Origin of the sequence: Bacillus cereus group sp. MYBK95-2 (assembly GCF_051915225.1) — a bacterium.
Lineage (GTDB): Bacteria > Bacillota > Bacilli > Bacillales > Bacillaceae_G > Bacillus_A > Bacillus_A cereus.
In genome coordinates this window covers 124,220-137,871 of sequence record NZ_JBQAEH010000003.1, presented here as the reverse complement: position 1 = coordinate 137,871, position 13,652 = coordinate 124,220, and the positions used below count along the sequence as shown (strand labels likewise).

Below are 13,652 nucleotides of genomic sequence, written 5' to 3'. Positions count from 1 at the left end.
TCCTATAGAATCCCTTTCAACATTAAATTCCAATACATATATGGCAACATATATCTTTTAAGTAAAAACATACTATACCGTTCTTTCGCTTGATTAAATGGAAACGTTTCTTGAGGCTCATGTTCATAGTTAAATTCAGCAAGTATAAGACTTTTATATCCTGTAACAATCGGACATGATGTATATCCATCATATTTAGCCTGTAAATCTCTTCCGCTAAGTACGTCCATAATATTTTGTTTTAAGACGGGTATTTGTTTTCGAATTGCTGCTCCAGTTTTAGAGGTAGGTAAATTGGTACAATCTCCAAGTCCAAAAATATTTTTATATTGCACATGCTGCAAAGTATAAGGGCTTATATCTACCCACCCCTGATGATCACTTATCTCACTCTCTTTAATAAAATTAGGTGGCCCCATTGGCGGAACAACATGTATCATACTATATGGTACGGTTTCTCTTTTTAGTGTTTGCGTATCTTCAAAAATTGCCTCTCTCTTTTCGGCGATAATTTCCACTAGATTTTTATTATAATTCGTTATAATTTGCTTTCTTTCTAGTACTTGTTCTAAAGTATTTGCATATCGTGGAACCTGAAATATGTTATTGTTTGCAGAATAAAATATTACTTTACTTCTGTTTCTTACACCACTATTACAAAAATACTCCTCTGCTAAGTACATAATTTTTTGTGGAGCACCACCGCATTTAATAGGAGTATTAGGGTGGGTAAAAAGCGCATTTCCTCCTTTAAATTTTTCGATTTCTCTCCAAGTAGAATCAACATATGTATAAGAATAATTGCTACATACCCCATTAGTGCCAATAGACTCTTTTAAGCCTTTAATACTGTCCCAATTTATTTGGATACCAGCTGCTACAATAAGAATTTCATACTCAAGTAGCAGTCCGTCATCTAAAAGTATCTTATTTTCAGATGGAAATAACTCAACAACACTTTTAGGGATCCACGTTGCCCCTTTTGGAATAAGCGATTCCTGATTACGCATCGTACTTTCCTTTGAAACAATTCCTCCCCCCACTAAACTCCATAGTGGCTGAAAGTAATGTTTTTTTGATGGATCAATAATTGCTATACTTTCTTTCAATAGGGGTACATTTCGTAATAAATGTGCAGTAGAAGATAGTCCTGCTGTCCCAGCACCAATTACAATAATTTTATAACTATCTCTGGTCTTCATTATCCTCTTCCTATCTAAAATTGATTTTTAAATTAACTAATTAGTAGCCATTTTTTCATCGTAGTAACATGATTATAAGTTAAAAACATCATAGTTTTATCTGATTTAAATGAAAATTTTGTTAATTTTACCATCAACATTACTATATGCGTAAATCCCCTATGTTACTTCCATATTTTAGTTTTAATATTAAAACTAAATATTATTATATAAAATAAAAATAATGCATTAAAATACTTTTCATGAATCCGGATAAGTAATGTTTAAAAACAACATCTAACATCTTAGATGTTAAAATAAACAAATTCACATACTTCACAAATATGAAAAGTATTAAATATCGCTTAAGTTTCGTTACCTTTTTCTGTATATATTGATAAAAAATTGTGAAATTTTATCGCATTATGCAAGACATTTAATATTAAATATATTACTTTTACTATGAACTAAATGGTTTATATGGCTTTTCTAAATAAACAAGGTGCTAAATTAATTCTTAAGAAGCCATTATCATTGCATTTATCTAAAAATTTTAAAAAATACACGCAGATGGATATCATCTTAAATACATATATAATTACCTTTAATTTTTTGACACGATTTCACATAATTCTTAAACTGATTTTTTTGCGTGCATTATGAAAAAAAATGCACCGTGTCAGTCTTTAAAAGATTATATATCATAACTTTAAGAGAGGCAGAAAAACTATGAAGATGAAAAGAAAAATCTACTGGTTAAATGCTAGCCAATAGATTTTTCTTTTTTATCTAAGGATTCTTTTAAAAGAACAACAATTTTACTACAGTAATCAAGAACAGGTTTCTAAATTAAGTTACTGGAGAATATATAACTCTGGCGCAATATCCCTACCAGCTTTCATTCCAATAATAACTCCATGATATAACGTCAAAGATGAAATCCCTCAACTTAGGTATTTGACTTTTTAAATTTATACAAATGTCTTAGCTCTATGTACTGTGATATATAGGTCCACATCAATATGTTATTGCATCATATACTGAACAGATAATTTAAATTACTTTTATAAAGGATGATGAGGATGAACCTAGAAGATATACAAAAATCCTATGGCGTAATTGTAAGTTTAGGAGGATTGTGTCAAGTCACCAACCAAATCAAAAGACACAATTTAAGAACATTTTCTGGACCTTTAGATTGGTTTTATTATCCATCACTTTCAGATGTAAACAGATTACTTCAAAATCGATTTAAAAAATTCATGAAGTTGGAAAATATGGTTATAGAAGGTTCAGAAAGTTACGGTCTTATTGAATCAGAATTTGATAATCAAATTAAATGGGCAGAACGAATTACCTACTGTATAAAGGACACTTATTATAATTGTTTTTCAATGCATGATTTTCCTATTAATTCCGAAAAGGATTTGAAATCAACCTATCCTTCTTTTAAAGCTAAATTAGACACTAGAATTAATCGATTCCTTGAAAAAATAAATAGTAGTGAATCCATTTTATTCATTAGAATTTGGGGAAATCGAGATGAAGCGGTTGAATTACAAAACGTATTATCTGAAATTACAAATAAGGATTTTAATATTCTTATTGTTAATTTCAAGGAGGGTATATCTAATATTGTTGAACAAAATTGGGGAATATCGAGGGTTTGTTCAATTGAACTCCCACGTTATCAGGATAGATGGGAAGGTGATGATTCCGATTGGGATGTTATTTTAAACAAAATAACATTAACTTAATAATTTTCTTCTTACTTTTAACATGATTTGGCCCGTAAAATCAAATAGGTGTAGAAAAATAAAATTCCTGTCTAATTGATACACACTTAATTAACAAAACGTTCATATAATAATTCGTAAGTCCTTCTTTATTGAATAAATAGTTCTTTACAAAATTAGTTCCATCACTAGAGCACCTTTATGCGGTGCTCTTTTTTGAATTTATAAAATGTAAAAATAGTTGTTCCATTTTCCTTTAAATGGATAATTCCCTTTGTTATTCTTCTATTGATTTCTGTATAATCATTTATGCGATCAGCATATTCTGCTTATGTAGTGCATTCACGACTACTTACTTCCATACTTTATCTTATATTTTGTCTTCTTGGATATTTCATTATAAGCTTCTTCAATTCCCTTGATTTCCTTCCCCTTCTTTTATCTTAAGAACAAGCAATTTCTTTCATTAATATTAAATAAACTACAGCATAGATTTTAAAAGAACCTAATTTACATATAATTCATGATAAACTACAGTGTGTATTCTCCACGTTTAATCAGCATCTGAATTATAAATCTAACATATTTTTTTTAGTTGATTGTCATTATGGTACAACCGTGTATCCATTTACCAAACAAACTACATAGTTTAAATTAGTAAAATATATAGAGAGGAAGGAAATAAATCTATGAAAGTCATAATTTTGTGTGGCGGAAAAGGGCTTCGGATGCAAGGAATTTTAGAGGACATTCCCAAACCATTAGTTCGAGTTCAAGGAAAGCCTCTCCTCTTGCATATAATGAATTGGTATAGAAAATATGGACATTCTGATTTCATTTTACCCTTAGGATATAAAGGTGAGAAAATTAAGGAATATTTTATGGACTTTAGCTGGAAAGAGAATGACTTTAGTTTGAATTTTAAAACCAGTCAATATACGCTACTTCAGAAATTAGAAAATTGGAATATACACTTTATAGATACAGGAATTGATACAATGACCGGGGCAAGACTAAAAAAACTTGAATCCTTTGTACAGGGTGAAACCTTTTTATTAACTTATGGTGACGGATTAGCCAATATAGATATTGATCAACTAATAGCATTCCATAAAGAAAAAGGAAAAATTGCTACATTAACTGGAATTAAAAAAAATAGTCAATACGGCCTATTGGCGGTCGAAGATGGAATTGCTATTGATTTTAAAGAAAAACCATTACTTGATGAAGTAATTAATGGCGGTTTTTTTGTATTTAACAAAGAAATATTCAATTATTTAAGTAATAATGATGATTGTGTTCTAGAAGAAGATCCTCTTCGAAATTTAATAAAAGACAATGAGCTCGCCGTCTATGAACACAATGACTTTTGGGCTAGTGTCGATACACCTAAAGATTTAAAAACTGTAAATGAAAGTTGGAATCCAAATAAATTTTAGTGGAGAGGACTGAATAAGCATTGAACTCTAATGATAAAAAAATAAGTTTACCTCGATTGTACATCCCCTCTAATGAGAAAATAGTTAACCCACTTTCAACAGGAATTAAAGCTTCAAATCTCTCCAAAAAAAATACTCAAAAAAGAATTAATCCCCAATTCTATAATCAACAACATGATCTAAATAATCATTTCTGCGTCATTGTAGGTAGTGAGTATGTCTTGAAAATTATTGCTTTACAGCAATCATTAATGCAGTACTCAGAAAAATTCACATTGTGGATTTGTTGTATAGATCCTTTTGCATATTCACTATTAAAAGAAATGAGTTTAATTAATGTAAACCTTTTACAAGTTGAAGAATTAGAAGATCGTGAACTAAAAGCAATTAAGAGAAAAAGAAAAGTAAATGAATATTGTTGGACTTTAAAATCTGTCTTGATAGAATATTTATTGGTCAATTATGATTTACCATCTATTCTATATTGTGATGGTGATTTATGCTTTTTCTCTGACCCTAATATTATTTTTGAGGAATGGGGTGACCATTCTATCTTCCTAACCCCCCAAAGAGATCGTGATTGGGTAGAAAAAATGTACGGAAAATATCAGGCTGGTCTAATTGGATTTAAGAATGATCTCTATGGACTAAAAAGTGTAAGATGGTGGAAAAATAAATGTATAGATTGGTGCAGTGCCGAGGCTGAAGAGGGGAAATTTGGAGACCAAAAGTATTTAGATTATATCCCTATATATTTTCCAAAAGTAAAAATTTCAAATAACTTAGGTATAAATGCTGCGCCTTGGAACTGTATATATAATAACGATTATAAAATTGACAAGACTAAAAATGATATATTTATTGAAAACGACAAACTAGTTGTTTACCATTTTGCATGTATTACTATCTTTACTGAAAATGATTTTGATCTTTGGTCTTTGGGAGAAATTTCAATACCCAATAATATATTAAACCATATTTACACTCCGTATTTAGAGAGAATTCAATTTGTTTTAAAGCAATTAAAGGATAAATTCAATAAAGATACTAAACAATTTTTAAGTAAAAAAGATATAAATAAAGCTCAAACTTTATATAAAGATTCACAATTAAGAAGAAAAATGAATCAATCCAATCATTTTATGAACTTTTCCATGATTATAAGTAAAGAACGATTAATTCAAGGATTGACCTCTTATTATTCCTTAGAAAATTTCAACGCTAAATTTACTGTATGGATCTGTTGTATGGATGATCTAACTTATCAAATATTAGAGAAATTAAAATTAAAGCACGCCATACTAATTCCGGTAAAAGAAATTGAAAATCATGAACTCCTCAGTATAAAAAATGATAGAAGTTTACAAGAGTATTGTTGGACATTAAAAGCGCCCCTATGTCTACATGTCCTTAGTCTTTATCCGGAAGTTGATCACATTATATATTGTGATGCTGATATGTATTTCTTTACAGCACCTAATATCATTCTTGATGAGTGGTGGAAATACTCTGTATTCCTTTGCCCTCAAAGAAGCTCTACTGAAATTGAAAGCATACACGGTATATACCAAGCTGGTTTAGTAGGCTTCAAAAACGATCAAAATAGTAAAGAAATTTTAACATGGTGGAAAGATAAATGCCTAGAATATTGTAATAATCATTATGATGTTGAAATGGATAGATGGGGTGATCAAAAATATTTAAATCACATTCCTAACATCTTTTCTAATATAAAAATCATGACTCATAGAGGTATTGATGCAGCACCTTGGAATGTCATTTTAAATAGCAGTTCTATATCCAAAACAGATAATAAAGTTTTTATTGATCAAGATGAATTAATAGCTTTTCATTTTGGAAGTATGCAAATTATTAATCCAAATGAGTTCGATTTATGGAAACACGAAACTTTAGAATTACCTCCAGCAGTTTTAGATTATATATACATTCCTTATATTGAACAATTGAATAAGACATGTCATACCCTTCATAATACTTTTCAAAAACCTTCCTCCTCTTTATTTGCTGATCAAATTGATACAACAACAATAAAAAATTATTTTAAATACCCCTCCCCTCATCACAATTAAGACTGATACTTTCCTTATTTAAAAATAAATCTATTTATTTCAGCAACTAAAAATACATCTTAATAAAGGATAGATTATCACTATGATTGCTTCATTTAAAAATAAAACTTTCCTTATTACTGGTGGATACGGTTTTATTGGTTCTCACTTGGCACGAAGACTTTTAAATTTACAAGCAAAAATTGTTCTTTTCATAAGAACACCATCAAACTCTTGGAGACTAAAGGATATTCTAAAATATATTGAAACCTATGAAATAGATATACGAGATAAAAAACAAGTACAAGATGCAATAAAGAAAATTAATCCCGATTATATCTTTCACCTGGCAGCCTATGGTGTAAATTCTGCCCATACAGATTACATCCATGCTATAGAAACAAATGTTATAGGGACTTGTAACATTATTCAAGCAGCAAAATTGGTGAATTGTAAAAAAATCATCAATTTTGGGAGTAGTTCTGAATACGGTAACAAGATGGAACCTATTCATGAAAATATGTTACTAACTCCTGTGGATATCTATGGAAGTACCAAAGCTGCTGCTACTATACTCGCCCATCAAATTGCTAGCGAAAACAATATTAATCTTATAACATTAAGACCTTTTGGCATATTCGGAGAAGGCGAAGAGCCGCATAAAATTTTTAGCTATATAATCTTGCGAGTATTACAAAACAAAGATGTAAATTTAACTTTATGTAATCAATTAAGAGATTATTGTTATATAGAAAATGTAATAGATGCCTGTATCCTAGCAGTAGAAAATACTACTGTACAAAATGAAATTTTTAATATTGGGAGCGGCACTATTCACCCCTTGAAACATTATGTAGAATTATTATTCAAACATTTGAAAACCAATTCCAGACCAAATTACGGTGCAATTTCCTCTAGAACAAATGAAAGATGGGTTCCTGAAGCGGATGTGCAAAAAATAAAAAACTCTCTTTCCTGGGAACCTAGAATTAATATTGAAGAAGGAATTATAAAAACTGTTAATTGGTATAAAAATAATAAACATTTATACCTAACCCCCTAAAAATAGGGTACTAAAGGAGGTGGACTAATTGTTAAACCAAAACTTTAATAATGCTTTTTACGGAAAAACAATTTTAATTACTGGACATACTGGTTTTAAAGGTTCTTGGTTATCCCTATGGTTGAATGAATTAGGTGCTACTGTAATCGGATATTCATTAGATCCTAAAAATAAGAATGATAACTTTAACATTACTAACCTTCAAAATAATATAATTGATATTCGTGGAGACATTAGAGATTTTAATAAATTAAATAAGGTTTTTACAGATTATAAACCTGAAATTGTATTCCATTTAGCTGCCCAACCTCTAGTTAATTATTCATATGAATATCCTAGAGAAACATACGAGGTAAACGTTGTAGGAACTATGAATGTACTAGAGGCAATTCGATTACATGAATCAGCTAAAATAGGAATTATGGTGACAAGTGACAAGTGCTATGAAAATAAAGAATGGCCTTGGGGTTATCGTGAAATTGACCCTATGGGCGGCCATGACATATATAGCTCAAGCAAAGGATGCTGTGAACTTTTAATTTCTTCCTATCGAAATTCTTACTTTTCAGAAGAAAACTTTTCTCAACACAAGAAAATAATTGCAAGCGTTCGAGCTGGTAATGTAATTGGTGGTGGTGATTGGTCAATAGATAGAATTATTCCTGATTGTATACGAGCATTAGAATCAAACAAAAACATTATTATTAGAAACCCTACTGCTATTAGACCCTGGCAACATGTACTAGAACCTTTAAGCGGGTATTTACTCCTTACAGAAAAAATTATAAATAATGGTATCCTTTATTCAGGAGCATGGAACTTCGGGCCATCCCTAAGCAATATTGTTCCAGTAGAAAAATTAGTGACCAGTTTACTAGATATTTGGGGCTGCGGGGATTGGACAGCAGAAAATATAGGTCCAATAAATTTTCATGAAGCAAATTTACTAAATCTTGACATTAGCAAAGCAAAATTCAATCTTAATTGGCAGCCAAAATGGTCCCTACAACAGACTTTAGAAAATACAATAGAATGGTATAAACATTATAATTCTTACACCAGTTCTGAGATGATAAATCTATGTATTAGCCAAATCAAACAATATTGTATGCTTTGAACTACTCCCACTTCCCCATACTTGCTGTGAGTTCCTTATGGAGGGAGTCTTCTTGGTTAAAATAATAAAAGATACATTAATTTTTATAGTCTAAATTATAAACCTACTATACCTAAAATTATGTGATTGTCCATTAACAAAGATTTTATTTCTTCGGTTATTTCAAATCAACTATTGACATTATACTTAAGCATAAAGGAATCACATATTTTTCTAGTGATTCCCTTATTCTGAGAAAATAATGTCTTGCTTTAACGACAATACAGTATATGCGATTATTAATTTATTTGTTCTAGTTATGAAAAAATCTATTCCTGTCAAAAGAGCTTTCTTCAAAGAAAAACTTCCTATTTTCTTCTACTTATCCTACCCGAAAAGTAACTAAGATGAAAATTTTGATAATTATATCTACTATTATAGAATTATCCCCTTCTTGTAGCTATTCCACTAAAGTTCATGCTTATATATTGATTCTCTGATTTATTATCACCAATGTTGATGAATTCATGCATTGCTTATTCTATACACAAATTGCTTTTTGAATTATCTTTTCAGAATAAGTAAAGAAGGCTTTCTCTTTTATGCACTTCCTCCCTACCAGTCTTTAATTTGCCTTTAATCAACAATAAGAACAAATCTTCAATATAGTACATCTTCTATAAAACAAAACCATAAGTAAGATAATTTCACTATTACAAATAATGAGATGTTCTGTTTCACCTTTTTACATTATCTAAAAAAGAACTTGTAGGAATTCTTACAAGTTCTTTTTTGTTTTCTTTATTGTCTTCTTATTTACATACGCAAGATTTATATATTTTATCGGATACATACTATATGTATCCGATAAAATAATTTAAAAATTAATATGTAATTGATCCGTTTTAAGAAAAGGAAATTTCATAAATCTTCAATCACAGTTTCTAAGTTCACCTGATAGAACGTATAAAGACTCATATCATCTTTTGATAATTTTTGGATGTTTTATTCTAAGTATATTCGACACAAATTGATTGTTTTTTATGAATTTTCTTGAAAAATATTGTAATATCACTCCATTTTTTCTTCTATTTTGTTATGATGTTTATAATTAAATTGGATTAGGATTTTTTTAGAAAATGGGGGCGTATATTATGAGTGTTTCAGTAAAGGGAAATGAGCAATTAACCTCTCTATTGAACGACTGGTATCGAGCTATGCTATCTCAACAAGTTATAAAAGCTACTAATCTAAAAAAGAAAATTGATGAAAAAATTAATAAGTTAAGCATTGAGCCGGATCAAGAACATCAGGATCAAAATTTGTTACTATACTATTCACTACTCGAATTTCGTTACAAGGTCTTAACAGATAGCCTTGGTATTCAACAAAATAGTTTTGATACTATTAGCGATTATGATATGCCTACAGATCAATTTCTACAATTCTATTATCATTTTTTCAAATCCATTCATTCCACTTTTATATCTAATTATACTGAGGCAGAGGAACATTATAAACTAGCAGAAAAAATATTGGTAGCTATACCAGATGAAATTGAACATGCTGAATTTTACTATAGAATTGCTACTTTCTATCACCATACCTATAACAATCTCGCTTCTATCGAGTACGCAAATAAATCGAGAGCAATCTTTTCAAAGTACGAAGGTTATGAAGTAAAAACAGCCTTTTGTAATAGTTTGCTAGGTGGTTGCTGCATCTATTTAAAACAGTACGAACAAGCAGAAGAATATCTACATTGCGCAATTGATTTACTACAAAAAAATAGGGAAGAAGATTCCTTGTTATACGTAAAAAATACTATGGGGTGGCTGTATTCTGATCAAAGTATGTCTACTTTAGCTATTCGTCACCTTTCAGAAGTAACAGAGAAAATCCCTACACACTTCAAGGCCATCTTCCTACAAGCTAAGGAACATTATAAGTTAGGAGAACAATCAACGGCCAGCCAACTCATTGATAAGGGACTACAGATTTGTAGAGAAATTCATAACGAAGAATACACACACCACTTCTCTATTTTAAAAAAATTAAACGAAAATATTCCATTGGAAGAATTAGAAAAAATCATTCAAGAAGGAATCTTATACTTTGAGGAAGAAGAATTATGGGAATATGTTGTCGAATACGCCGAATTATTTGCCACAAAATGTAGACAATTAGAGAACCACCAAAAAGTAAGTGACTATTTCCATATTTGTTATCAAGCAAGACAAAAATCAATCGCAAAAGGAGTGTTAAAATAATGAAAAAAATTAGCTTATTATTATCAGGCATTGCTTTTATTGGGGTATTAACGGTGGGAATTTTTCAGTTTTCTAAAACAGATCAGCTTGCTACTCATGGGCATTATCCTGCTCCTTCATATAGTGTTGGCGATTATGGTGGTGCACCACCACAAATTTAATGTAAATGTATTTAAAAACCCTCCAAATGGAGGGTTTTTAAATGGCTTATCTGCCTGTTCAATACGCATAGAGAGTACATATTATACTTATTTACTATGTTATAAGATTTTTCATTTCCACTCTGTAACAAGATTCTAGCATTCTCTCCTAGAATCTCAACTTAAATCTTAAATCCACCAATTAACTCTTGAAGTTCTTCCGCCATCTGTGCTAATTGTATTGCTGAAGAATTTACCTCTTCCATAGAAGCATGTTGTTCCTCAGATGAACCAGCTATCGTTTGCATACTTGAAGAATTTTCTTTTACAGCCATAGCTATTTGATCAATCGATGTATCAACTTTCATTGCATCAGTTGTCATTTTATTTGATAGTTCTACCATACCATGCACTTTTGATACAATATCATTTGCAGATTTTGAAATCTCATAAAAACTTTGTTTTGTATCATTCGCAACCTTAATTCCCGACTGTACTTCTACGCCTACTTCATTCATAGCTTTTACAGTCTCATGTACGTCTGCTTGTATTTCCTTAATTAAACTTCCAATTTCCATTGAAGATTCGGATGATTGCTCCGCCAACTTTCTAACTTCATCAGCAACAATTGCAAACCCTCTCCCCTGTTCCCCAGCTCTAGCTGCTTCAATCGCTGCATTTAATGCTAATAAATTTGTTTGTTCCGCAATATTTTGAATCGCTTCTAATATACTGCCAATTTGCTGTGATTTCTTATCTAATAATTTTATGACATTATCGGATTGAGAAACAGAGTGATGGATAGACTGCATTTGTGTTACAGTTTGTTCTACTAATTGTTCACCTTCATTGGCTTTTTGTTTAGTGTATATGGATGAAGCCGATACTTCAGAAGCATTCTCAGCTACGTATTGAATATTTCGTGTTACCTCACCAATTAATTCAGCTCCAGACTCAACTTCATTATTTTGAACCTCTGCACTGTTCGAGATTTCTTCCATCTCTTTTGTAATTTGTTCTGTCGCAACACTTGCTTGCTCTACACTAGCAGTTAGTTCCTCAGAAGACGCAGCTACATGTCCTGCAGATGTGTTAATTTGAGAAATAATATTACGTAACGACTCTGCCATTGTATTGAAACTACCACCTAATTGACCAAGTTCATCCTTTGAACGAATATCTATTTTCTCGGTTAAATCTCCTTGACTAATTCTTTGAGCTGAAATGACTAATTGTCTTAGTGGAGTAATTATAGATTTGAGTATGAATAGAATTACAATTCCACCTAACAATAATGAAGCACCTATTATAGTGAGCGTTTTATAAAAAATAGGATTGGTAGCTTCTTCAGTTTCTTTCGTAGGCATTACGCCAGCTATTTTCCAACCTGTTTTTTTATTTGTCTTAAAGCTTATGTTTCGATCTTCACCATTGAGGCTATAAGTAATTACTCCATCTTCTGTCTTGTACAATTCATCCACTAAAGTTTTATCTAATTTCTCTCCAGGTTTTAGTGATGGATGAACAACTATAGTTTTATCTTGACTAACTATAGATACAAATCCTTGCTTCCCAATTTTTATCATTTTGGATGTTTTTACGATATCTTTAATATTCAAATCTACGCCAATGACACCACTTTTATCTGCATTCTGCTTTGCAATTGCAATTACCATATTTCCTGTAGACTTTGATTTATATGGAGATGAAACAATAATCTCTCCATCTGCTTTTACTGCATCCTTATACCAACTGCTTTCTAGCGGATTAAACCCTTCTGGTATTTTTCCAACAGGTGCATGAATAAATTGATTGTTACTGGATGCCGTATAAATCGTTTCTATCTCTGGATGTAACTGTATATATTGATCAAATTTATTCTGTACATTTTGCGATTGTTCAGGATTATAATCCCCTTGTGTGAGTACCTTTGCAAAATGAGTGATATCTGTATGCTTATTTTCTAATTCATCATCAACAATCTTATCTAAAATACTTATATTATCTTTTGCTGATTGTAGAATTGTTTCATTAAGATCTGTTTTTGATTTATTATAAGATGATACTCCTACGATAAGGCTTGGTATAATTAATATTGCTATAAATGCCATAGACAACTTCGTTTTAAGCTTTATTTGCCCCAATCTTTCTTTTATATTAAACACTAGCTACTTCTCCTTTTCATTTTTACTACTTATATAGTTTATTTAAATTTTTCTCCTTTACTTTTCCACATTCATTTATGGTACCATTCGAAATGAAACCACAATTACATCCTATTATCCATACTTTATAATTTAGAGATTTAATTTTCACAGACAGAGTTTTATCTGTCCTCCTTTCGAATATGTTATTTTTCTAGATTCAGCAATTATTAGACTACGAATTATTCCAAATAAACTTGATGCAACATATACTTCATTTAAAAAATAATTATTGGATTTGTTTGGATAAAAATCTAGTTTAGCGCTAATCCAATCGGATGAAATTCTTACCATAATACATTCACTAAACATAAATAAGTAAATTTATTTCTTTTAATACTTATATTTAACTGCCTTTTAACCATTCTAACTGTATTATTTCATCGTTTTATCTATTTATTACAACCACTTTTGTTTTATTGAATCACTAAACTATAAATTCTAAATAGGAGAA

9 protein-coding genes are annotated in these 13,652 nt (G+C 30.4%); 7 read left to right on the top strand and 2 right to left on the bottom strand.

Going from position 1 to position 13,652, the window contains the following annotated elements; genetic code table 11:
• Positions 1 to 2: 2 nt before the first annotated feature.
• A complete protein-coding gene (locus ACTFN4_RS12050) occupies positions 3 to 1,202 on the bottom strand; it encodes an FAD/NAD(P)-binding oxidoreductase (protein ID WP_000857313.1) in 1,200 nt (399 codons plus the stop codon).
• Positions 1,203 to 2,263: 1,061 nt separating this feature from the next.
• Here ACTFN4_RS12050 and ACTFN4_RS12045 point away from each other — a divergent pair.
• The 7 genes from ACTFN4_RS12045 (at position 2,264) to ACTFN4_RS12015 (ending at position 11,015) form a co-directional block, all read left to right on the top strand.
• Positions 2,264 to 2,938 (top strand): papain-like cysteine peptidase, encoded by a 675-nt coding sequence (locus ACTFN4_RS12045; protein WP_439962343.1) that lies wholly within the window; start codon positions 2,264 to 2,266, stop codon positions 2,936 to 2,938.
• Between the two features lie 668 nt (positions 2,939 to 3,606).
• On the top strand, positions 3,607 to 4,356 hold the full coding sequence (locus tag ACTFN4_RS12040) for a sugar phosphate nucleotidyltransferase (protein ID WP_000864434.1): 750 nt from the start codon (positions 3,607 to 3,609) through the stop codon (positions 4,354 to 4,356).
• Between the two features lie 20 nt (positions 4,357 to 4,376).
• Positions 4,377 to 6,446, top strand: coding sequence for a glycosyl transferase (locus ACTFN4_RS12035; protein WP_001087527.1), 2,070 nt, complete (start codon positions 4,377 to 4,379; stop codon positions 6,444 to 6,446).
• A gap of 82 nt (positions 6,447 to 6,528) precedes the next feature.
• Positions 6,529 to 7,488: an NAD-dependent epimerase/dehydratase family protein gene (locus tag ACTFN4_RS12030; protein ID WP_000561952.1), complete on the top strand. Its 960-nt coding sequence runs from the start codon at positions 6,529 to 6,531 to the stop codon at positions 7,486 to 7,488.
• A gap of 28 nt (positions 7,489 to 7,516) precedes the next feature.
• Positions 7,517 to 8,605, top strand: coding sequence for a CDP-glucose 4,6-dehydratase (gene rfbG / locus ACTFN4_RS12025; protein WP_000934347.1), 1,089 nt, complete (start codon positions 7,517 to 7,519; stop codon positions 8,603 to 8,605).
• A 1,133-nt stretch (positions 8,606 to 9,738) separates the two neighbouring features.
• The gene (locus tag ACTFN4_RS12020; protein ID WP_000116953.1) at positions 9,739 to 10,854 is read left to right on the top strand and encodes a Rap family tetratricopeptide repeat protein; all 1,116 of its coding nucleotides are present in this window, start codon (positions 9,739 to 9,741) and stop codon (positions 10,852 to 10,854) included.
• The gene (locus tag ACTFN4_RS12015; protein WP_000724107.1) at positions 10,854 to 11,015 is read left to right on the top strand and encodes a hypothetical protein; all 162 of its coding nucleotides are present in this window, start codon (positions 10,854 to 10,856) and stop codon (positions 11,013 to 11,015) included. The genes ACTFN4_RS12020 and ACTFN4_RS12015 overlap by 1 nt, the downstream gene beginning before the upstream one ends.
• Positions 11,016 to 11,176: 161 nt before the next feature.
• Here the strand turns inward: ACTFN4_RS12015 and ACTFN4_RS12010 are convergent, their stop codons facing one another.
• Positions 11,177 to 13,159: a methyl-accepting chemotaxis protein gene (locus ACTFN4_RS12010; protein ID WP_439962342.1), complete on the bottom strand. Its 1,983-nt coding sequence runs from the start codon at positions 13,157 to 13,159 to the stop codon at positions 11,177 to 11,179.
• Positions 13,160 to 13,652 lie beyond the last annotated feature (493 nt).

Excerpts from the sequence above, each read along its gene's own strand:
- ACTFN4_RS12050 (WP_000857313.1), bottom strand. The coding sequence starts at position 1,202 with ATGAAGACCAGAGATAGTTATAAAATTATTGTAATTGGTGCTGGGACA.
- ACTFN4_RS12045 (WP_439962343.1), top strand. The coding sequence starts at position 2,264 with ATGAACCTAGAAGATATACAAAAATCCTATGGCGTAATTGTAAGTTTA.
- ACTFN4_RS12040 (WP_000864434.1), top strand. The coding sequence starts at position 3,607 with ATGAAAGTCATAATTTTGTGTGGCGGAAAAGGGCTTCGGATGCAAGGA.
- ACTFN4_RS12030 (WP_000561952.1), top strand. The coding sequence starts at position 6,529 with ATGATTGCTTCATTTAAAAATAAAACTTTCCTTATTACTGGTGGATAC.
- ACTFN4_RS12020 (WP_000116953.1), top strand. The coding sequence starts at position 9,739 with ATGAGTGTTTCAGTAAAGGGAAATGAGCAATTAACCTCTCTATTGAAC.
- ACTFN4_RS12015 (WP_000724107.1), top strand. The coding sequence starts at position 10,854 with ATGAAAAAAATTAGCTTATTATTATCAGGCATTGCTTTTATTGGGGTA.